The organism is Streptomyces sp. NPDC001093 (assembly GCF_040298985.1).
Classification (GTDB): Bacteria; Actinomycetota; Actinomycetes; order Streptomycetales; family Streptomycetaceae; genus Streptomyces.
Genome location: NZ_JBEPBF010000016.1, coordinates 90,142 through 111,614, shown reverse-complemented (window position 1 = coordinate 111,614; position 21,473 = coordinate 90,142). Strand labels below are relative to the sequence as shown.

At 73.9% G+C, this 21,473-nt stretch carries 16 protein-coding genes, 1 pseudogene and 1 riboswitch; of the genes and pseudogenes, 13 read left to right on the top strand and 4 right to left on the bottom strand.

Annotation, left to right across the window (positions count from 1 at the left end):
• Nucleotides 1–201: 201 nt before the first annotated feature.
• The 3 genes and pseudogenes from ABT288_RS11245 to ABT288_RS11235 all read right to left on the bottom strand — a co-directional run.
• A pseudogene (locus ABT288_RS11245) lies at nucleotides 202–897 on the bottom strand (hypothetical protein); the annotation flags it as partial.
• A gap of 181 nt (nucleotides 898–1,078) precedes the next feature.
• Complete coding sequence (locus tag ABT288_RS11240; RefSeq protein ID WP_351605189.1) at nucleotides 1,079–2,206, bottom strand: alpha/beta hydrolase; 1,128 nt, start codon at nucleotides 2,204–2,206, stop codon at nucleotides 1,079–1,081.
• Nucleotides 2,207–2,274: 68 nt separating this feature from the next.
• Nucleotides 2,275–2,937: a class II aldolase/adducin family protein gene (locus ABT288_RS11235; RefSeq protein ID WP_351605186.1), complete on the bottom strand. Its 663-nt coding sequence runs from the start codon at nucleotides 2,935–2,937 to the stop codon at nucleotides 2,275–2,277.
• A gap of 190 nt (nucleotides 2,938–3,127) precedes the next feature.
• Between ABT288_RS11235 and ABT288_RS11230 the strand changes: the two genes are divergently transcribed.
• From ABT288_RS11230 to cobI, 10 genes are all read left to right on the top strand, one after another.
• Nucleotides 3,128–3,874 (top strand): lysozyme, encoded by a 747-nt coding sequence (locus ABT288_RS11230; protein WP_351605183.1) that lies wholly within the window; start codon nucleotides 3,128–3,130, stop codon nucleotides 3,872–3,874.
• Between the two features lie 143 nt (nucleotides 3,875–4,017).
• On the top strand, nucleotides 4,018–5,268 hold the full coding sequence (locus tag ABT288_RS11225) for an inorganic phosphate transporter (RefSeq protein WP_351605180.1): 1,251 nt from the start codon (nucleotides 4,018–4,020) through the stop codon (nucleotides 5,266–5,268).
• A 34-nt stretch (nucleotides 5,269–5,302) separates the two neighbouring features.
• Entirely contained in the window at nucleotides 5,303–5,530 is a 228-nt protein-coding gene (locus ABT288_RS11220; protein WP_351605178.1) for a hypothetical protein, read from the top strand.
• Nucleotides 5,531–5,672: 142 nt separating this feature from the next.
• A riboswitch (cobalamin riboswitch) is annotated at nucleotides 5,673–5,814 on the top strand.
• Between the two features lie 104 nt (nucleotides 5,815–5,918).
• Nucleotides 5,919–6,884 carry a cobalamin biosynthesis protein gene (locus ABT288_RS11215; protein WP_351605175.1) on the top strand — a complete coding sequence of 322 codons (966 nt, stop codon included), beginning with the start codon at nucleotides 5,919–5,921 and terminating at the stop codon, nucleotides 6,882–6,884.
• Nucleotides 6,881–8,425, top strand: a complete 1,545-nt coding sequence (locus tag ABT288_RS11210) for a cobyric acid synthase (protein ID WP_351605172.1) — start codon at nucleotides 6,881–6,883, stop codon at nucleotides 8,423–8,425. The genes ABT288_RS11215 and ABT288_RS11210 overlap by 4 nt, the downstream gene beginning before the upstream one ends.
• Nucleotides 8,422–12,075, top strand: coding sequence for a cobaltochelatase subunit CobN (cobN, locus tag ABT288_RS11205; RefSeq protein WP_351605170.1), 3,654 nt, complete (start codon nucleotides 8,422–8,424; stop codon nucleotides 12,073–12,075). Before ABT288_RS11210 ends, cobN begins: the two co-directional genes overlap by 4 nt.
• Nucleotides 12,072–14,066 (top strand): putative cobaltochelatase, encoded by a 1,995-nt coding sequence (locus ABT288_RS11200; protein WP_351605167.1) that lies wholly within the window; start codon nucleotides 12,072–12,074, stop codon nucleotides 14,064–14,066. The genes cobN and ABT288_RS11200 overlap by 4 nt, the downstream gene beginning before the upstream one ends.
• Nucleotides 14,066–14,674 (top strand): cob(I)yrinic acid a,c-diamide adenosyltransferase, encoded by a 609-nt coding sequence (gene cobO, locus ABT288_RS11195; protein ID WP_351605164.1) that lies wholly within the window; start codon nucleotides 14,066–14,068, stop codon nucleotides 14,672–14,674. Before ABT288_RS11200 ends, cobO begins: the two co-directional genes overlap by 1 nt.
• Nucleotides 14,668–16,020 carry a cobyrinic acid a,c-diamide synthase CobB gene (locus tag ABT288_RS11190; protein WP_351605161.1) on the top strand — a complete coding sequence of 451 codons (1,353 nt, stop codon included), beginning with the start codon at nucleotides 14,668–14,670 and terminating at the stop codon, nucleotides 16,018–16,020. Before cobO ends, ABT288_RS11190 begins: the two co-directional genes overlap by 7 nt.
• Nucleotides 16,017–16,766 (top strand): precorrin-2 C(20)-methyltransferase, encoded by a 750-nt coding sequence (gene cobI / locus ABT288_RS11185; protein ID WP_351605158.1) that lies wholly within the window; start codon nucleotides 16,017–16,019, stop codon nucleotides 16,764–16,766. The genes ABT288_RS11190 and cobI overlap by 4 nt, the downstream gene beginning before the upstream one ends.
• Before the next feature lie 71 nt (nucleotides 16,767–16,837).
• Here the strand turns inward: cobI and ABT288_RS11180 are convergent, their stop codons facing one another.
• Nucleotides 16,838–17,572 (bottom strand): ZIP family metal transporter, encoded by a 735-nt coding sequence (locus ABT288_RS11180; RefSeq protein WP_351605155.1) that lies wholly within the window; start codon nucleotides 17,570–17,572, stop codon nucleotides 16,838–16,840.
• 118 nt (nucleotides 17,573–17,690) lie between these two features.
• Here ABT288_RS11180 and cobM point away from each other — a divergent pair, with 118 nt between their 5' ends.
• Genes cobM through cobJ form a run of 3 tightly spaced genes read left to right on the top strand, consistent with a single transcriptional unit; the run spans nucleotide 17,691 to nucleotide 21,468 of the window.
• On the top strand, nucleotides 17,691–18,509 hold the full coding sequence (cobM, locus tag ABT288_RS11175; protein WP_351605152.1) for a precorrin-4 C(11)-methyltransferase: 819 nt from the start codon (nucleotides 17,691–17,693) through the stop codon (nucleotides 18,507–18,509).
• The gene (gene cbiE / locus ABT288_RS11170) at nucleotides 18,506–19,768 is read left to right on the top strand and encodes a precorrin-6y C5,15-methyltransferase (decarboxylating) subunit CbiE (RefSeq protein ID WP_351605150.1); all 1,263 of its coding nucleotides are present in this window, start codon (nucleotides 18,506–18,508) and stop codon (nucleotides 19,766–19,768) included. Before cobM ends, cbiE begins: the two co-directional genes overlap by 4 nt.
• Nucleotides 19,765–21,468 (top strand): precorrin-3B C(17)-methyltransferase, encoded by a 1,704-nt coding sequence (gene cobJ / locus ABT288_RS11165; protein ID WP_351605146.1) that lies wholly within the window; start codon nucleotides 19,765–19,767, stop codon nucleotides 21,466–21,468. Before cbiE ends, cobJ begins: the two co-directional genes overlap by 4 nt.
• The last annotated feature ends 5 nt before the right edge of the window (nucleotides 21,469–21,473 follow it).

The window sequence follows — 21,473 nt, the reverse complement described above, 5'->3', positions numbered from 1 at the left end:
GACCGGTTCGTATGTCCAATGCTTGGCGTGTGGTTTCTAGGGCTGGTGCTCGTCGATGGCGTGGCGGCCGGGGGCGCGGGGGTCGGTGCCGGGGGCGGCGAGGCGGCCGGTGCCCCGGGCGGCAGACCCCTGAGTACCGGACTCGGCAGGCCCCTGAGTACCGGACTCGGCGAGCCGCTCGGCGCCGGACTCGGCGAGCCGGTCGGTGCCGGGGGCGGTGGGCTCGGTGCCGGGTTCGGCGAGCCGGTCGGTGCCGGGTTCGTAGGGGATCTCGCAGCGCTCGGTGCGGAGTTCGGTGACCCGCTGCTGGAGCAGGTCGAGCAGCTGCTCGACCGGGACGGGCCCGGCGGACAGCTGAAGGAAGGAGAGCACCTGGGGCATGGCCGAGACGACCTCGGCGACGGCGGCCGGCTCGTGCCCCTCGGGTTCCGGGGAGGCGAGCGACCAGGCGTCGAAGAGGGCGACCCAGCCGCGCAGTACGGCGCTGTCGTCGCGGTTCCAGGCGCGCAGCCGCCAGCCGGGGCGCGCGCTGTCTCCGTGCACCTCGACGAGCCCGGCGAGGCGTGCGGTGTCCCAGTCGGCGCGGACCTGAGCGACGCTCAGGCCCAGGTCGGCGGCGGCGCGACGGGCGGTGGCGTCGGAGAGGGTGGCCTTGCCGTCGGCGGTGGCGCCGTCGCTGCCGGGGCCGAGTACGGCGTCGGCCCAGCGAGCCACACGCACCGGGCCGGCCAGCCCGGTGCGAGCCATTCCGGCCAGTTCCGCGGGGGCGGGGGTGCCCTCCGGCGGCCGGGGTGCGGCGCGGCGCGGACGCCGCTGGTTCACAGCTCTGGGGGCGGCGGCCAGGGGTCGCGGTCGGACGAGTCGAAGCCTGGAGTCGCGCGGGATACGGGACGTCACGGGTGCAGTCTTCCGGTTGACGGTCCGAAAACCCAAACGGAATGTCACGGCGGGCGACGGGGCTGGCCAACGCACGGGAGCCGGGACGGGGCCAGGAGTGGTGATCAGGCCAGTCGTACGGCCTTAAACGGAATGCCGGGCACCCGGCCTCCCGGGGCCCTCCGGAGGGCCGGGGACGTTCTCACACCAGCGGGGTCAGGAATCGGCGCAGCCGCTCCTCGTACTCCTTCGGGTCCGCGTTCCACATCGCGCCGTGCGGGGCCTGCGGGACGGTGTGCAGGGCGACCAGATCCGGGCGGCGGCGGGCGAGCCGGCGGGAGAACTGCCAGGGGGCCACCTGGTCGTCGGGCCCGTGGAAGATCAGGGTCGGCACGGTGAGCAGGTCGGGGTCGGTGAACTCGGGGAGCCGGTCGGCGTACAGGCCGGTCCGGCCCTGGGCGGCGCGCACCGCGAGCGGCAGCAGCGGCTGCGGGGTGCGGCGGGCCCGGGCGAGGGCGCGCAGCGTGGCCTCCCAGCTGAGCACCGGCGAGTCGAGGACCAGCCCGGCGATGCGCTCGCGCACCGCGGAGTGCTCGGCGGCGCGCAGGGCCATGGTGGCGCCGGTGGACCAGCCGAGCAGGACGACCCGGCGGGCGCCGTAGCGGACGGCGTAGCGGATCGCCGCGTCCAGGTCCCGCCACTCGGTCTCGCCGAGGCGGCTGAGGCCGTCCGGCGGGCGCGGGGCGCCGAGGTCGCCGCGGTAGGCGAGGGCGAGGACCGGCACCCGGCGGGCGTGGAGGGGGGCCATGAGGTTCATGGCCTGTTCCCGCGTGGTGCCGAGTCCGTGCACGGCGATCACCCAGGTGTCCCGGGCCGCGGGCACGAACCAGGCGGGCAGCTCGCCGAGTTCGCCCGGCACGTCGATGTCGGCGTGGTCGAGGCCGAGGGCGGTGCCGGGGTTGCCGACGTACAGGTTCGGGGTGAGCCACACCGCGTCACCGGCGGCGAGGGTGCCGTGGGTGACGCGTTCCAGGCGGCGTACGACGGTGTCGGCCGCATGCGGGGCCGCGTCCAGGACGGGGCCGACGACCGCGTGGGAGCCGTCGCCGGAGAGGCCGTAGGTGCCGGGGCGCAGTGCGGCCAGATCGCGGGTGAGGGTGATCTGGCCGGCGGCGGTGCCGTGCACGGTGAGGCGGGGTTCGGTGGGCAGCGGGCGGCCCGCGGGCGCCTTCAGCGCGGCGTCGCTGGCGATCCGGCCGGCGGCGACGGACGCCACGGCCATCCCGGCGGCTATGGCCGTGCTGAGGGCGGTCGCTCTGACGGTGCGCACGGGTCCAGTGTCGTGGGGGTTGCCGTCACCGGCCAGCGGAGCGACAAGGGCCGAAGGAGGCTCGGGATTCACCTCCGTTGGCCGTAGCCCCGCAAACGTTCCCCCACCTCGGCCAGTTGTGCCTCCGTCAGCAGGGACGGGGTCAGGCTCGGTACGGAGGACGCCGTCAGCCACAGGCGGCACATCCACTCCAGCTGGGCGGTGCGGTCGTAGGCCTGGTCGAGAGAGACGCCGTAGGTGATCGTGCCGTGGTTCTGCAGGAGGCAGCCGGAGCGGCCGGCCAGGGCGCGGACCATGTTCTCGGCGAGCTCGTCGGTGCCGTACGTGGCGTAGGGGGCGACGCGTACCGGGCCCCCGAGGGCGGCGGCCATGTAGTGGACCAGGGGCAGCTCGGGCACGAGCGTGGAGACCGCGGTCGCGTGCACGGCGTGGGTGTGGACGACCGCGCGGGCGTCGGTGGTGCGGTAGACGGCGAGGTGCATGGGAAGCTCGCTGGTCGGCACCAGTGCGCCGAGCACCTGGCGTCCGGTGAGGTCGACGCCGGTGAGGTGGTCCGGGGTGAGCCGGTCGTACGGCACGCCGGACGGGGTGACGAGCACGAGGTCGCCGACGCGCGCCGAGACGTTTCCCGAGGTGCCGACCACCAGCCCGTCGGTTACGGTGCGCCGCGCCGTCGCGACCAGCTCCGCCCAGATCCGTTCCTCTTCCGCGTCCCGCCGCTGTTCAGCCATGCCGCGATCCTGCCAGCCGCGCCCCGTGGAGGGGTGTGGTCGGTCGCCGTCGGCCGCGGGCGCATGCCCCCGATTGGGCGAAAGACGGGGTGAATCGCCGCAGAAAGGCGCCCATTCGAAGATCATCCGGCCTTCAATGGTCACTCTTGCCCGACGGAACGATCTTTCGTCCGCCGACCCGGGGAGACACATGGCCCGCGAACGCACCCCTCTCCGTCACCGCGCCGGTGTCCTCGCGGCGGCCGCGGCGGCGCTCGCCCTGACGGGCACCGTGGCCGCGCCCGAGGCGCTCGCCTCGGGCCTGCCCCGGGGGCACGACGTCTCCTCCCACCAGAAGCGCGTCGACTGGGCGGCCGCCCGGTCCAGGGGCGCGCGGTTCGTCTACGTCAAGGCGACCGAGTCCACGGACTACCGCAACCCCTACTTCTCCCAGCAGTACAACGGTGCGCGCAAGGCGGGCCTGTACCGGGGCGCGTACCACTTCGCACGGCCGGACAGGTCCTCCGGCGCCCGGCAGGCCGCGTACTTCGTGCGGCACGGCGGGGGCTGGCGGGCGGACGGCCGGACACTGCCGCCCGTGCTCGACATCGAGTACAACCCGTACAACAAGCGGCACAAGTGCTACGGCCTGAGCAGGACGCGGATGGTCCGCTGGATCCGGTCCTTCAGCAACGAGGTCAAGCGGGAGACCGGCCGCCGTCCGGTGCTCTACACGACGACCCAGTGGTGGCGGCTGTGCACCGGCAACAGCCGCGCGTTCGCCAAGAGCCACGCCCTGTGGATCGCCCGGCACGACGCCGCGCGGCCGGGGAAGCTGCCGGGCGGGTGGCGGTACTGGACGTTCTGGCAGTTCGGCACCCGGGGCCGGCTGCCGGGTGACCAGAATCTCTTCAACGGCACCGCCGCCCGGCTGCGGACCTTCGCGCGCGGCCGGTAGCCATGGCGCGCCTGGGACGCGGGAGCCGGGCGGAACCTCGATCCCCCCCTCTGGACACCCCTACGCCTGCCTCAGTTCATCTTCCGTTCACCCAGGTTGCCTACGGTCGTCCAGCCAATGACCTCGAACGATTGCCTGGGTAAATGGAAAGCTTCTCGCTGATCCTCGCGATAGTGGTGGTAACCGCTCTCGCGTTCGATTTCACGAACGGTTTCCACGACACCGCCAACGCGATGGCCACCACCATCTCCACAGGCGCCATGAAGCCCAAGATCGCGGTGGCCATGTCCGCCACCCTGAACCTGGTGGGCGCCTTCCTCTCCGTGGAGGTCGCCAACACGATCTCCAAGGGTCTCGTCGACGAGAAGGGCATCCGTCCCGAGGTCATCTTCGCCGCCCTGGTCGGCGCGATCCTCTGGAACCTGGTGACCTGGCTGGTGGGCCTGCCCTCCAGCTCCTCGCACGCCCTGATGGGCGGTCTGATCGGCGCCACCGTCGCCTCCGCCGGCTTCGGCGCCGTGCACGGCGACGTCCTGGTCACCAAGGTGCTGCTCCCGGCGGTCGCCGCGCCGATCGTGGCGGGCGTCGCCTCGATGCTGGCCACCCGGTTCTCCTACGGCATCGGCGGCAAGGCCGACGGCGAGGCCACCCGCAAGGGCTACCGCGCCGGCCAGATCGCCTCCGCCGGCCTGGTCTCCCTCGCCCACGGCACCAACGACGCCCAGAAGACGATGGGCATCATCACCCTCGCCCTGATCGCGGGCGGCGCCATCGCCCCGGGCTCGAACCCTCCCACCTGGGTCATCCTCTCCGCCGGCCTGGCCATCGCGCTCGGCACCTACATCGGCGGCTGGCGGATCATCCGCACCATGGGCAAGGGCCTGACCGACCTGGAGCCGCGCCAGGGCTTCGCCGCCCAGACCAGCGCCGCGACCGCCATCCTGGCCTCCTCCCACCTGGGCTTCTCCCTGTCCACCACGCACGTCGTCTCCGGCTCGGTGATGGGCGCCGGCCTCGGCCGCAAGGGCGGGGTGGTCCGCTGGTCCACCGCGACCCGCATGGCCGTCGCCTGGGTGCTCACCCTCCCGGCCGCCGCGCTGGTCGGCGGGGGCGCCGAGGCCGTCACCGATCTCGGTGACTGGGGCACCGCCGTCGTGGCCGTCTTCCTGGTCGCCGCGAGCGCCGCGATCTGGAAGATCTCCCGCCGTGAGGTCGTCGACCACACCAACGTCGTGGCCGAGACCGAGGAGCCGGCCGGCGTGGTGACCGCCGCCATCGCCGCGGTGACCCCGCCCCCGGCGGGCCTGATCACCGAGGACCTGACGGCCACGATCGCCTCCCCGGCCGCCACCGAGCCCGCGCCCGAGGCCGCCCCGCCGGCCGCGACCGTCTGACCCCGGCCCCACCGGTAACCAAGGAAGCAACCCCATGAAGATCGACTGGTCGGCCCTCGGCTCCGTCTTCGGCGCCAGCCTCGTGTTCACCGTGGGCCTGGTGGCCCTGTTCACCCTCGGCATCAACGGTCTGGCCCGGCGCGAGAAGGCCGCGGCCCAGGGCGACTCCGCCGCCCTCGCCGTCACCGGCGCCTACGTCTGCTTCGCGGCCTGCGCGGCGGCGGTGGCGTACGGCATCTTCCTCATCGTGTCCAAGTCCTGACGGACCGCCACGAACCAGGCAGCACGAAGGCTCCCCTCCCAGCGTGACGGAGGGGAGCCTTCGCCGTACCCACAGGCCACGGGCGTCCCGCGATGTGGGGATCGGCACACTCTCCCCTCGCAGGTCAACGGCAAGTTGACGGCCGTTCCGGGCGCGTGGTGGACTGCCCAGGCCATGTACGGCGGCAAGAGAGGAAGCCGGTGCGAATCCGGCGCGGTCCCGCCACTGTCACCGGGGAAGAAACCCCGGGAGCCAGGAACTCTCACCGCCGAATCTCGTCGAACCAGGGCGCGGACACCCTGAGTGAGGACATCGATCGCCATGCCCGGCTGCCGAAGGACAAGGACCCGCACCAGGCCCGCTCCTGTACCCATGGCCGGCTGAGCCGATGGGTGCCGATCGCACTTTCGCGTACGGCGCCGCCGCCGGTCTTCTCGGTGACCTGCTCCTCGGCGATCCGCGCCGCGGGCATCCGGTCGCCGCGTTCGGACGTGCGGCCGCTGCCGTGGACCGCGCGTTGTGGCACGACCACCGCGGCTGGGGCGCCGTGCACACCGTCGTGTGCGCCGGTGGCGCCGTCGCACTCGGCACGCTGGCCGCACGCGCCGTACGCCCCTGCCCCGCCGCCTCCGTCGCGCTGACCGCCGCCGCCACCTGGGCGGTCGTCGGCGGTACGTCGCTCGCCCGGGAGGCCCGCGCCATCGGGCGCTCCCTGGAGTCCGGGGACGTCGAGGCGGCGCGGGCGCGGCTGCCGCACCTGTGCGGCCGGGACCCGCAGGCGCTGGACGCCGACGGGATCGCCCGGGCCGTGGTCGAGTCGGTCGCCGAGAACACCTCCGACGCCGTCGTGGGCGCCCTGGTGTGGGGGGCCGTGGGCGGGGTGCCCGGGCTGCTGGGCTTCCGGGCCGTCAACACCCTGGACGCGATGGTCGGTCACAGGTCCCCGCGTTACCGGCGCTTCGGCTGGGCCTCCGCCCGGCTCGACGACGTCGCGGGCTGGCCGGGGGCCCGGCTCACCGCCGTACTCGCCGCCGCGGCCGGATCCGACCCGCGGGGTGCCCTGCGCGCCTGGAAGGCCGACGCCCACCAGCACCCGAGCCCCAACGCGGGCCCCGTGGAGGCCTCTTTCGCGGGCGCCCTGGGCGTGCGCCTCGGCGGCACGCTCTCCTACGGCGGCCGCGTCGAGCACCGGCCCGTGCTCAACGGCGACACCGGCCGGGCCGTCCAGGTCACCGACATCGACCGGGCCGTACGGCTCTCCCGCCGCGTCGGCGTGCTCGCGCTCGGCACCACGGTCGCCGCGCGCCTCCTCGTCAATGGTGTCGTCAAGGGTCTGAAGGGACGTGGGAAGTGAACGGGGGACTCCTCGTCGCCGGCACCACCTCCGACGCCGGCAAGAGCGTCGTGACGGCCGGGATCTGCCGGTGGCTGGTGCGCCAGGGCGTGAAGGTGGCGCCGTTCAAGGCGCAGAACATGTCGCTCAACTCCTTCGTGACCCGCGAGGGCGCGGAGATCGGGCGGGCGCAGGCCATGCAGGCCCAGGCGTGCCGGATCGAGCCGACCGCGCTGATGAACCCGGTGCTGCTCAAGCCGGGCGGCGAACAGAGCAGCCAGGTGGTGCTGCTGGGCAGGCCCGTGGGCGAGCTGAGTGCCCGCGGCTATCACGGCGGACGGCAGCAGAAGCTCCTCGGCACGGTGCTGGACTGCCTCGCCGAGTTGCGGGGCACGTATGACGCGGTGATCTGTGAGGGGGCGGGCAGCCTGGCCGAGATCAATCTGCGGCGCACCGACATCGTGAACATGGGGATCGCGCGGAACGCGCGGCTGCCCGTGCTCGTCGTCGGCGACATCGACCGCGGCGGCGTCTTCGCCTCCTTCTTCGGCACCGTCGCCCTGCTCTCACCCGAGGACCAGGAGCTGGTAGCCGGGTTCCTGGTGAACAAGTTCCGCGGCGATGTCTCCCTGCTGGAGCCCGGGTTGGAGATGCTCCAGGGCCTCACCGGGCGACGCACCTACGGTGTCCTCCCGTTCCGGCACGGGCTCGGTATCGACGAGGAGGATGGGATGGGGGTCCCCCCGCGCGAGCGAAGCCGAGCGTGGGGGAGGGTCTCGCTGCGCGGCACGGTCCGCGAGTCGGCCGTGACCCCGCCCGCCGGCGAGGACGTGCTGCGGGTCGCCGTGTGCGCGATCCCGCTGATGTCCAACTTCACGGACGTGGACGCGCTCGCCGCCGAACCGGGGGTCGTGGTGCGGTTCGTGGACCGGCCGGAGGAACTGGCGGACGCGGACCTGGTCGTGGTTCCGGGCACCCGGGGCACGGTCCGGGCGCTGCAGTGGCTGCGGGAGCGGGGCCTCGCGGACGCCCTCGTGCGGCGGGCCGCCGATGAGAGGCCCGTCCTCGGCATCTGCGGCGGCTTCCAGATCCTCGGCGAGCACATCGAGGACGAGGTCGAGAGCCGCGAGGGGCATGTGGCCGGCCTGGGGATCCTGCCCGTGCGGGTGCGGTTCGCCCGCGAGAAGACCCTGACCCGGCCGGCCGGCGAGGCGCTCGGCGAGCGGGTCGAGGGGTACGAGATCCACCACGGGGTCGCCTCCCTGGAAGGAGGGGAACCCTTCCTGGACGGCTGCCGGGTCGGCCGGACCTGGGGCACCCACTGGCACGGCTCGCTGGAGTCGGACGGCTTCCGGCGGGCCTTCCTGCGCGAGGTGGCCGCCGCCGCGGGCCGCCGCTTCGTGCCCGCGCCGGACACCTCCTTCGCCGCGCTGCGCGAGGAGCAGCTCGACCGGCTCGGCGACCTGATCGAACAGCACGCGGACACGGACGCGCTGTGGCGGCTCATCGAGTCGGGCGCGCCGCAAGGACTGCCTTTCATCCCACCGGGAGCGCCTGCATGAGCACAGTGTTGTTGTTGTCGACCGCCGACACGGATCTGCTGGCGGCCCGGGCCTCCGGCGCGGACTACCGCATCGGCAACCCGACGCGGGTGGACGTCGAGCAGGAGCTGCCGGGGCTGATCGAGGGCGCGGACCTCGCCGTCGTACGGCTGCTGGGCGGCAAACGGGCCTGGGAGGACGGGCTCGCCGCGCTGAAGGCGGCCGGGATCCCGACCGTGCTGCTGGGCGGCGAGGCCGTGCCCGACGCCGAGCTGATGGCCGAGTCGTCGGTGCCGGCCGGTGTGGTGGCCGAGGCACTGAAGTACCTGGTCGAGGGCGGGCCCGCGAACCTGCTGGAGCTGTCCCGGTTCCTCTCGGACACCTTGCTGCTGACCGGCGAGGGCTTCGAGGAGCCGCGGAAGATGCCGGAGTACGGCGTCCACGGTGATCGTGCGCTCGTCGACGGACGCCCCACCGTGGGCGTGCTCTTCTACCGGGCCCACGAGCTCAGCGGCAACACCGCCTTCGTGGACACCCTGTGCGACGCCGTAGAGGCGAAGGGCGCCAACGCGCTCCCCCTGTACTGCGGTTCGCTGCGCGGCGCGGACGCCGGGCTGTACGAGCTGCTGGGGAAGGCCGACGCGCTGGTCGCGACCGTGCTGGCGGCCGGCGGTACGCACGCCTCGCAGGCCTCGGCGGGCGGTGACGAGGAGTCCTGGGACATCGGCGCGCTCGCCGACCTCGGCATCCCCGTCCTGCAGGGGCTCTGCCTCACCTCCTCGCGGGCCGCGTGGGAGGAGTCGGACGCCGCGCTCTCCCCCATGGACGCGGCGATGCAGGTCGCGATCCCGGAGTTCGACGGCCGGCTGATCACCGTGCCGTTCTCCTTCAAGGAGCAGGGTCCGGACGAGGTCCCGGTGTACGTCGCCGACCCGGAGCGGGCCGTGCGGGTGGCCGGAATCGCCCTGCGGCACGCGCGGTTGAAGCACAAGCCGAACGCGGAGAAGAAGATCGCGCTGGTCTTCACCGCCTACCCGACCAAGCACTCCCGGGTCGGCAACGCGGTCGGCCTGGACACGCCCGCGTCGGCGGTCCGGGTCCTGGACGCCCTCCGGGAAGCCGGCTACGGCCTCACCGAATACCCCTCCGGCGGCGACGAGTTGATCCACCGGCTCATCGAGGCCGGCGGCCACGACGTCGAATGGCTCACCGAGGACCAGCTGGCGGCGGCGCCCGCGCGGGTGCCGCTGGCCGACTACCGGGCCTGGTTCGAGAAACTGGACCCGGACCTCAGGGAAGCCATGGTGGAGGCCTGGGGCGAGCCGCCGGGCGGCCTGTACGTCGACGGCGACGACATCGTGCTGGCATCGCTCCAGTTCGGGAACGTCGTGGTGATGATCCAGCCGCCGCGCGGATTCGGCGAGAACCCGATCGCGATCTACCACGACCCCGACATGCCGCCCTCGCACCACTACATGGCGGCCTACAGGTGGCTCGACCACAGCTTCGGCGCGGACGCGATCGTGCACATGGGCAAGCACGGCACGATGGAGTGGCTGCCGGGCAAGGGGCTGGGGCTCAGCGCCGGGTGTGCGCCGGACGCGGTCCTGGGCGACCTGCCGCTGATCTACCCGTTCATCGTCAACGACCCCGGCGAGGGCACCCAGGCCAAGCGGCGCGGGCACGCCACGGTGGTCGACCACCTGGTGCCGCCGATGGCGCGCGCCGACACCTACGGCGACCTGGCCAAGCTGGAACAGCTGCTCGACGAGTACGCGCTGGTCTCCGACCTGGACCCGGCGAAGGCCCCGGCGGTCCGCGCCCAGATCTGGACGCTGGTCAAGGCGGCCGAGCTGCACCACGACCTGCATGTGGACGAGCAGCCGGACGACGAGGCGTTCGACGAGTTCGTCATGCACATCGACGGCTACCTGTGCGAGATCAAGGACGTGCAGATCCGCGACGGCCTGCACATCCTGGGCGGCGGCCCGGTCGGCGAGCCCCGCGTGAACCTGGTGCTGGCCGTGCTGCGGGCGTCCCAGGTGTGGGGCGGCCGGGCGAACGCCCTGCCCGGGCTGCGGTCCTGCCTCGCCGCCCACTTCGGTCTGGACGAGAAGGAGTTGCTGGGCGAGCCCGGTACTCCGGTGAAGGTGCCGGTGGAGCTCACGGACCTGGTGGAGGGCCCGGCTCGGACCGCCTCCGACGCGATCGACCTGCTGGAGCAGCTGTGCCGGCGGATCGCGGAGGGCATGGAGGAGCGGGCCTGGGACCGCACGGCCGTACCGGCGATCCTCGGTGATGCACTCGGCACCCAGCTCGCCGACGCCGCCGCGGTGCTGGAGTTCGCGTGCGCCGAGGTCGTGCCGCGGCTCGCCCGCACCACCGACGAGATCGGGCACATCCTGCGGGCGCTGGACGGCGGTTACGTCCCGGCGGGCCCCTCCGGCTCCCCGACCCGCGGTCTGGTCAACGTGCTGCCGACCGGCCGGAACTTCTACTCGGTGGACCCCAAGGCCATCCCGTCGCGGCTGAGCTGGGAGGTCGGCCAGTCGCTCGCGGACTCCCTGGTGCAGAGGTATCTGCAGGACACGGGCGAGTACCCGCAGTCCGTGGGCCTGACCGTCTGGGGCACGTCCGCGATGCGCACCCAGGGCGACGACATCGCCGAGATCCTGGCTCTGCTTGGCTGCCGTCCGGTGTGGGACGACGCCTCGCGCCGGGTCACGGGCTTCGAGGTGGTCGCGCTTCAGGAGCTGGGCCGGCCGCGCATCGACGTCACGGTCCGTATCTCCGGGTTCTTCCGGGACGCGTTCCCGCACGTCGTCGGCCTGATCGACGACGCCGTACGGGCCGTCGCCGAGCTGGACGAACCCGCCGAGAGCAACTTCGTGAAGGCCCACGCCGACGAGGACACCGCCGGGCACGGTGACCGGCGGCGGGCGACGGCCCGGATCTTCGGCTCCAAGCCGGGCGCCTACGGCGCCGGTCTGCTGCCGCTGATCGACGCCCGCAACTGGCGCTCCGACGCCGACCTCGCCGAGGTGTACGCCGTCTGGGGCGGTTACGCCTACGGGCGCGGGCTCGACGGACGGGCGGCGCGCGGGGACATGGAGACGGCGTTCAAGCGGATCGCGGTCGCCGCGAAGAACGTCGACACCCGCGAGCACGACCTGGTCGACGCCGACGACTACTTCCAGTACCACGGCGGCATGGTCGCCATGGTCCGGCATCTGACCGGCGCCAACCCCGAGGCGTACGTGGGCGATTCGGCCGTACCGGACCAGGTGCGGACCCGCACGCTCGGTGAGGAGACGCACCGCGTCTTCCGGGCCCGCGTGGTCAACCCGCGCTGGATGGCGGCCATGCGACGGCACGGCTACAAGGGCGCCTTCGAGATGGCGGCGACCGTGGACTACCTGTTCGGCTACGACGCCACCGCGGGCGTGGTCGACGACTGGATGTACGAGAAGCTCAGCGCGGAGTACGTCTTCGACCCGGAGAACCGGGACTTCATGAAGAAGTCCAACCCGTGGGCGCTGCGCGGCATCACCGAGCGGCTGCTGGAGGCGGCGGACCGTGGCCTGTGGGCGGAGCCGGACGCGGAGACGCTGGAGCGGCTGCGCGCCACCTACCTGGAGCTGGAAGGCGACTTGGAGGGCGACGACCAGTGACAACCCCCTTCCCTTTCACGGCCGTCGTGGGCCAGGACGACCTGCGGCTGGCGCTGCTGCTGAACGCCGTGTCCCCGGCGGTCGGCGGTGTGCTGGTGCGCGGCGAGAAGGGCACGGCCAAGTCGACGGCGGTGCGCGCCCTGTCGGCACTGCTGCCGGAGGTCGCCGTCGTGCCCGGCTGCCGTTTCTCGTGCGACCCGGCGGCACCGGACCCGTCCTGCCCCGACGGCCCCCACGAGCCGGGGCCGGGCGCGCGGCGGCCCGCGCGGATGGTCGAGCTGCCGGTCGGCGCCTCCGAGGACCGGCTGGTCGGCGCCCTGGACATCGAGCGGGCGCTTGCCGAGGGCGTGAAGGCGTTCGAGCCGGGCCTGCTGGCCGACGCCCACCGCGGGATCCTGTACGTCGACGAGGTCAACCTGCTCCACGACCACCTGGTCGACCTGCTGCTGGACGCGGCGGCGATGGGTGCCTCGTACGTGGAGCGCGAGGGCGTCTCCGTGCGGCACGCGGCGCGGTTCCTGCTCGTCGGCACGATGAACCCCGAGGAGGGCGAGCTGCGGCCCCAGCTGCTGGACCGGTTCGGGCTGACCGTGGAGGTCGCGGCCTCGCGCGAGCCCGAGCAGCGGGTCGAGGTGGTGCGGCGCCGGCTGGCGTACGACGACGATCCCTCGGGCTTCGCCACGCGGTGGGCCGAGGAGGAGTCCGCCGTACGGCAACGGATCGTGGCCGCACGCGAGTTGCTGCCGCGGGTGCGGCTCGGCGACGGCGCGCTGCGGCAGATCGCGGCGACCTGCGCGGCCTTCGAGGTGGACGGCATGCGCGCCGACATCGTGATGGCGCGTACGGCGACCGCGCTGGCCGCGTGGGCCGGGCGGACCGACGTCCTCGCCGAGGACGTGCGGCAGGCGGCGCTGCTGGCGCTGCCGCACCGCAGGCGCCGTAACCCCTTCGACGCGCCTGGTCTGGACGAGGACAAGCTGGACGAGACGTTGGAGCAGTTCTCGGGGGACGACTCCGAGGGCGACGAGGATCCCGATCCCGACGGTCCCGGTGGCGGCGGTGGGCAGCCCGCTCCCGACAGCGGCCCGCAGGGCGACGGGGACACCGCCACGCGACCCGAGGCCGGTGAGGGCGGGGAACCGCAGGCGTCCGGCGCACGGGAGCAGTCGGCCGTACGGGCCGCCGAGCCGTTCCGGACCAAGGTGCTGAGCGTGCCCGGGATCGGGGAGGGCGCCGCAGGCCGCCGGTCGCGGGCGCGCACCGAGCACGGGCGGACGACCGGGGCCCGCCGGCCCCGGGGCGCGCTGACCAAGCTGCACCTGGCCGCCACCGTGCAGGCCGCGGCCCCGCACCAGCGGGCGCGCGGCCGGTCCGGGCCGGGACTGGTGATCCGCCGGGACGATCTGCGCCAGGCGACCCGGGAGGGACGCGAGGGCAACCTCGTGCTGTTCGTCGTGGACGCCTCCGGGTCCATGGCGGCGCGGCAGCGGATGGGCGCGGTGAAGGGTGCCGTGCTGTCGCTGCTGCTGGACGCCTACCAGCGCCGGGACAAGGTGGGCCTGGTGACCTTCCGGGGGGCGGCCGCGGAGGTCGCGCTGCCGCCGACCTCCTCCGTGGACGCGGCGGCGGTCCGGCTGGAGTCGCTGCCGACCGGTGGCCGTACGCCGCTCGCGGCCGGGCTGCTCAGGGCGCACGAGGTGCTGCGCGTGGAGCGGCTGCGGGATCCGGCGCGCCGGGCGCTGATGGTCGTCGTGACGGATGGGCGGGCCACGGGTGGCCCCGAGCCGGTCGCGCTGGCGGGGCGTGCGGCCCGGTTGTTCGCGGCCGAGTCGGTCGCCTCGGTGGTCGTGGACTGCGAGTCGGGGCCGGTGCGGCTCGGGCTCGCCGGGCAGCTCGCGGGTGAGCTCGGCGGTACGGCGGTGACGCTCGACGAGTTGCGGGCGGACTCGATCGCCGGGCTGGTGAAGGACGTACAGAGGAGGGCCGCTTGATGCCGCAGGGACAGCCGAGTGTCGTACCGGACGACGGCCTGACGACCCGTCAGCGCCGCAACCGGCCGCTGGTCGTCGTGCACACGGGCGTCGGCAAGGGCAAGTCCACCGCCGCGTTCGGGCTCGCGCTGCGCGCCTGGAACCAGGGGTGGCCGATCGGGGTGTTCCAGTTCGTCAAGTCGGCGAAGTGGAAGGTCGGCGAGGAGAACGCCCTGCGGGTGCTCGGCGCCTCCGGCGAGGGCGGCACCGTCGACTGGCACAAGATGGGCGAGGGCTGGTCGTGGGTCCAGCGGGACATCCAGGGTGACAACGCGACCAACGAGGAGAAGGCCCGGGAGGGCTGGGAGCAGGTCAAGCGGGACCTGGCCGCCGAGACCTACCGGCTGTACGTGCTGGACGAGTTCGCCTACCCCATGCACTGGGGGTGGGTGGACACCGACGAGGTCGTGGACGTGCTGCGCGACCGGCCCGGTACGCAGCATGTGGTGATCACCGGGCGGAACGCGCCGGAGAAGCTGGTGGACTTCGCCGACCTCGTCACCGACATGTCCAAGGTCAAGCACCCGATGGACGTCGGCCAGAAGGGCCAGAAGGGCATCGAGTGGTGACGTCGTCGGTGCCTCGGCTGGTCATCGCCGCGCCCTCCTCGGGCAGCGGCAAGACCACCGTCGCCACGGGGCTGATGGCCGCGTTCGCCGCGCGGGGGCTCGCCGTGTCCCCGCACAAGGCCGGGCCGGACTACATCGACCCCGGGTACCACACGCTCGCCACCGGGCGGGTGGGGCGCAACCTGGACGCGTACCTGTGCGGGCCGGAGCTGGTCGCTCCGCTGTTCCTGCACGGGGCGCGGGGGTGTGACCTCGCCGTGGTCGAGGGGGTGATGGGGCTGTACGACGGGGCGGCGGGCGAGGGTGAACTCGCGTCCACCGCGCACGTCGCCAAGCTGCTCAGGGCGCCGGTGGTGCTGGTCGTCGACGCGTCGTCGCAGTCGCGGTCGGTGGCGGCGCTGGTGCACGGCTTCGCCTCCTGGGATCCGGAGGTGCGGGTCGGGGGCGTGATCCTGAACAAGGTGGGCTCCGACCGGCATGAGGAGCTGCTGCGGGAGGCGCTGGATCAGGCAGGGGTGCCTGTGCTGGGTGTGCTGCGGCGGGTTCCTCAGGTGGACACGCCGTCGCGGCATCTCGGGTTGGTGCCGGTTGCCGAACGACGGACCGATGCCGTGACCGCGGTGGCGGCGATGGCCGCGCAGGTCGAACAGGGGTGTGATCTCGAAGCTCTGCTCGGACTGGCTCGGAGTGCGGGAGCGTTGTCCTGTGCTCCTTGGGAACCGCCCGCCACCACGACGAAGAGGCGTGCGGTGGTTGCCGTGGCCGGTGGGTCCGCCTTCACCTTCTCCTACGCCGAGCACACCGAGCTGCTCACCGCCGCCGGTGCCGAGGTCGTCACCTTCGATCCGCTCCGGGACGAGCAACTCCCGGACAGCACCGCAGGGTTGGTCATCGGCGGCGGCTTCCCCGAGGTGTACGCCGCCGAACTGTCCGCCAACGAGCCGCTGCGCAAGGCCGTCGCCGGGCTGGCGCTGAGCGGTGCCCCGGTGGCCGCCGAATGTGCCGGACTGCTGTACCTGTGCCGGGAGCTGGACGGGCAGCCGATGTGCGGGGTGCTGGACGCCACCGCGCGGATGACGGAACGGCTCACCCTGGGCTACCGGGACGCCGTGGCCGTCGGGGACAGTGTGCTGGCCGCCGCGGGGACGCGGATGCGGGGGCACGAGTTCCACCGGACCGTCGTCGAGCCCGGCGCCGGGGCCGCCCCCGCGTGGGGCGTGCGGACGCCCGTCCGGCGGGTCGAAGGTTTCGTGCAGCACGGCGTGCACGCGAGTTATCTGCACACGCACTGGGCGTCCCGGCCCGGTGTCGCCCGTCGGTTCGTGGAGAGGTGCCGGACGTCATGAGCAGCAGGCTGGTCGGGGTCGGGGTCGGTCCCGGTGATCCGGAGCTGGTGACCGTCAAGGGGGTCAACGCGCTGCGGGCCGCCGAGGTGGTCGTCGTACCCGTGATGGCTTCATCCGATGGAACAGATGGCGGTGAGCGGGGGCGGGCCGAGGCGACCGTGTTGCACTACGTGCCCGAGGACAAGGTCGTCCGGGTGGTGTTCGCGCTGAACGAGCGGACCGACCGGGCGCGCCGGGAGGCTGCCTGGGACGCGGCGGGCGAGCGGGTCGCCGAGCTGCTGAGGCGGCACGCGTCCGTCGCCTTCGCCACCATCGGCGATCCCAACGTGTACTCGACGTTCACCTATCTCGCGCAGACGATCGCCGGGCTCGTGCCGGGTGTCGTCGTGGAGACCGTGCCCGGGATCACCGCCATGCAGGATCTGGCGGCCCGGTCCGGTGCCGTGCTGACCGAGGGGACCGAGCCGCTGACGCTGGTGCCGGTGACGGCCGGGTCCGCCGTGCTCAAGGAGGCGCTGGCCGGGCCCGGGACCGTCGTCGCGTACAAGTTCGGGCGGCAGGCCGCCGAGGTCGCCGAGGCGCTGCAGGAGAACGGGCGGCTGGCGGACGCGGTGTGGGGATCGGCGCTGGGGCTGCCGGAGGAGTCCGTACGGCCGGCCGCCGAGCTGGACGGGACGCCGTTGCCGTACCTGTCCACGCTGATCGCGCCCCCGCGGCGGGACGGCGGACGGGGCGGGAAGCTGTGAGGCGACCGGGGTGGCCGGGGCGGCCGGCCGGGGCGGCCGCCGGTGACACCGGCCGCCGGCCACCGGTCCGTTCAGCCGCCGGACAGACCCACCACCAGCCAGACGAACGCCGCGCCCGCCACCGTGCACAGCAGGGTGGAGCGCGCGGGGTGCTCGTGGTGGGCCTCGGGCAGGATCTCGGCGGCGGCGAGATAGAGCAGGACGCCGCCGAAGAGGCCCAGGTAGCCGCCGAGCACCGTCTCGGGGATGTGGAGGAAAGCGGTCGACAGCGCGCCCAGCACGGGTGCGCAGGCGTCGGCCACCAGCATGGCGATCGCCCGGCGGCGGGCGTTGCCGTACAGGCTCGTGATGGTGAAGGTGTTGAAGCCGTCGGCGAAGTCGTGCGCGATCACGGCGAGCGCGACGGCCGCGCCCATGCCGCCGCCGACCTGGAAGGCCGCGCCGATCGCCACGCCGTCCATCGCGCTGTGGCCCACCATCGCGGCGGCCGCCACGAGGCCCACCTCGGGCGCCCGGTGGTTGTGTCCCTCGGCGCCGCCGTGCGCGGCCTGGCGGGCGGCCAGGGTGCGCTCCACCAGATGGGCCAGGAGAAAGCCGGCCACGAACAGCAGCAGGGCGGCGGGTACGCCGAAGATCTCGCGGCCGGCGGCGTGCAGCGCCTCCGGCAGCAGGTCCAGGCCGACCACGCCCAGCATCAGGCCGCCGGCGAGTCCCAGGACGAGATGACGCCGGTCGGTCACGCGCTGTGCCGTCCAGCCGCCGGCCAGCGTCATCAGGAACGCGCCGAGCGCGACGAAGACCGCCATAGGGCCTTGCTATCCGATGGAGGCGCCTTCGCGCACATCCGGCGCCGATCACACCCCGCCGGACCCTGACATTTCACCCGCTTTTGATGTGTGTTTCCCGTACGAGAGGACCCTTCCCATGGCCGATGCCCCCACCGGCAAGGTGACGTTCGTCGGTGCCGGCCCCGGCGCCGCCGATCTGCTGACGTTGCGCGCCGCGCGCGCCATCGCGGAGGCGGACGTGGTGATCTGGGCGGCGAGCCTGGTCCAGGCGGAGGTCCTCGAGCACGCGCGCGAGGACGCGGAGATCCTGGACTCGGCGACCATGCCCCTGGAGGAGGTCGTCGCCGTCTACCGGCGCGCCCACGCCGAGGGGCTGAAGGTCGCGCGGATCCACTCCGGCGACCCGGCCCTGTGGGGCGGCACGCAGGAGCAGCTGGACCGGTGCGCGCAGATCGGGATCGCCACGGAGGTCGTACCGGGCGTGTCGTCCTTCTCCGCCGTCGCCGCTCTGGCGCAGCGCGAGCTGACCATTCCCGAGGTGGCGCAGTCCGTCGTCCTCACCCGGCTGGGCGGCGGCAAGACGCCGATGCCGCCCGGGGAAGAGGTACGGGAGTTCGCCCGCCACGGTACGACGATGGCGATCTTCCTCTCCGCCGCCCGCAGCGGGCAGCTGGTGCGCGAGCTGCTGGAGGGCGGCTACCCGACGGACACCCCGGTGATCGTCGCCCACCAGGCGACCTGGCCCGAGGAGCTGGTCGTGAAGTGCACGGTCGGCACGCTGGAGGAGACGGTCAAGGAGCACAGACTCTGGAAGCACACGCTCTTCCTGGTCGGCCCGGCGCTGGACGCGCACGGCACCCGCTCGCACCTGTACCACCCGGGGCACTTCCACGGCTACCGCAAGGCCGACCCGGAGGCCCGGCGAGCCCTGCGCGAGCAGAGGGCGAAGAGTTGATCACGGTCGTCGGCACGGGGACGGGCGCGGGCGCGCCGGTCGCCGAGGACGTCGTCGCCGGCGCCGCGCTGGTGGTCGGCGGGCGCCGGCACCTGGACGCGGTACGGCTGCCCGAGGGCGCCGAGCGGGTCGTGCTCGGACCGCTGGCGCCCGCCCTGGACACGATCGCCGGGTATGTCGGCAAAGAGCTCCCGGTGGTGGTGCTGGCCTCCGGCGACCCCGGGTTCTTCGGGATCGTGCGGGTGCTGGCCGAGCGGTTCGGGTCACGGCTGCTGGATGTGCGGCCCGGGGTCTCCTCCGTCGCGGCCGCGTTCGCGCGGGTGGGGCTGCCGTGGGACGACGCCGTGGTCGTCAGCGCGCACGGCCGGGAGCTGCGCACGGCGGTCAACGTGTGCCGGGCGCGGCCGAAGGTGGCGGTGCTGACGGGGCCGGGCGCGGGTCCGGCGGAACTGGGGGCCGCGCTGCTGCACGAGCCGCGGAAGCCGGGGCGTGTCCTGGTCGTCGCCTCCGCCCTCGGCTCCGCGGACGAGCGGGTCGAGCGGGTCACGCCCGCCGAGGCCGCCGCCCGGGACTGGGGCACGGCGGTGAGCGTGGTGCTGTGTCTGGACGAGACGCGGGCGCTGGGACCGGTGCGTACGGTCGCCGGGGTTCCCGCGCGGCCTGCGCGGTGGGCCCTGGCCGAGGACGGGTTCGCCCACCGCGACTCGATGATCACCAAGTTCGAGGTGCGGGCGCTGGCGCTGGCCCGGCTGGGGCCGCGCCTGGGCGACCTGGTGTGGGACGTGGGCGCCGGCTCGGGCTCGGTGGCGGTGGAGTGCGCGCGGCTCGGCGCAGCCGTGGTCGCCGTGGAGAAGGCGGCGGACGGGGTGGAGCGGATCCGCGCCAACGCGCACGCCCACGGCGTCGACGTGGACGTGGTGCACGGCTCGGCACCGGACGTGCTGGCCGGGCTCGCCGACGATCCCGACGCCGTGTTCGTCGGCGGCGGGGGGCGCGAACTGCCCGCCGTCGTCACCGCGTGCGCCCGGCGGGCCCGGCGTACGGTCGTCGTCGCCATGGCCGCCCTCGACCGGGTGCCGGCGGCGCGCGAGGCGCTCACGGCCGCCGGGTTCACCTGCGACGGGGTGCTGCTGCAGTCCTCGCGCCTGGCGCCGCTGCCCGGGGACGTGACCCGGCTCGCGGCGACCAATCCTGTGTTCCTGCTCTGGGGCGGAAGAAATACCGGAACCCCGGTGCCTAGTGAAGGAGTTCTCGAGTGATCGGCCTGATTTCCGCCACCGCGGCGGGGGCGGCGGCGCGCGACCGGCTGGCCGCGGCCTGGCCGGGCCGTACGCGGGTGTACGAGGGGCCCGTCGGGGAGGCGGTCCGAGCCGCGTTCGCCGAGTGCGAGCAGCTGGTGTGCTTCCTGGCGACGGGCGCGGTGGTACGGCTGCTCGCCCCGCTGCTCGGCGACAAGACGGCCGACCCCGGTGTGGTGTGCGTGGACGAGGGCGGCCGGTTCGCGGTGTCGCTGCTCGGCGGGCACGGCGGCGGCGCCAACGAACTCGCCCGGGAGGCCGGTGAGTTGCTGGGCGCCGAGCCGGTGGTGACGACCGCGACGGACTCGGTCGGGCTGGCCGGCCTCGACACGCTGGGGCTGCCGTACGAGGGCTCGGTCGCGACCGTGTCGCGCGCCCTGCTGGACGGTGAACCGGTCGCGCTGGAGGCCGAGTCGGCGTGGCCGCTGCCGCCGCTGCCGACCTCGCCGCGGGGCACGTACACGATCCGGCTGACCGACCGGGACGTCGCACCCGGCGAGCGCGAGGTGCTGCTGAGGCCGCCGTCGCTGGTGGTCGGGGTCGGCGCGTCCAGGGGCGTGCCGGTGGAGGAGGTCCTCGGGCTGGTCGAGGGGGCGCTGCGGGAGGCGGGGCTGTCCCCGAGGTCCGTCGCCGAACTCGCCACCATGGACGCCAAGTCGGAGGAGCCGGGCATCGTTACCGCCGCCGAGCGGCTGGGGGTGCCGCTGGTGACGTACTCCGCCGAGGAGCTGGCCGCCGTCGAGGTGCCCCATCCCTCGGACGCGCCCCTCGCCGCCGTCGGCACCCCGTCGGTCGCCGAGGCGGCGGCTCTGGTGCGCGGTGGTGAACTCCTCGTGCCCAAGCGGAAGTCCGTGCGGGCCGACGGGCAGCCCGCGATGGCGACCTGTGCCGTCGTACGGCGTCCGGGGCGCGGGCGGCTCGCGGTGGTCGGGCTCGGACCCGGCGCCCGGGACCTGCTGACCCCGCGCGCGGCGGCGGAGCTGCGCCGGGCCTCGGTCGTGGTCGGACTGGACCAGTACGTGGACCAGATCCGCGATCTGCTGCGGCCCGGCACCCGGGTGCTGGAGTCGGGGCTCGGCGCCGAGGAGGAGCGGGCGCGCACGGCGGTCGAAGAGGCCCGGCGCGGACATGCGGTGGCGCTGATCGGCAGCGGGGACGCGGGGGTGTACGCCATGGCGTCCCCGGCGCTCGCGGAGGCCTCCGACGACATCGACGTGGTCGGGGTGCCCGGGGTGACGGCCGCGCTGGCCGCCGGGGCGGTCCTGGGCGCGCCGCTGGGCCACGACCACGTGTCCATCAGCCTGTCCGACCTGCACACGCCGTGGGAGGTCATCGAGCGGCGGGTGCGGGCGGCGGCCGAGGCGGACATCGTGGTGACCTTCTACAACCCGCGCTCCCGGGGCCGCGACTGGCAGCTGCCGAAGGCGCTCGCGATCCTCGCCGGGCACCGGGAGCCGGCGACGCCGGTGGGGGTCGTCCGCAACGCGTCCCGGCCGGACGAGTCCAGCCGGGTCACGACCCTCGCCGAACTGGACCCGGCGACGGTCGACATGATGACGGTCGTGACGGTGGGCAACACCGCGACCCGGATCATCGCCGGGCGCATGGTGACCCCGCGCGGCTACCGCTGGCAGGAACGCACCCAGGAGGGCGCCCGGTGAACCCC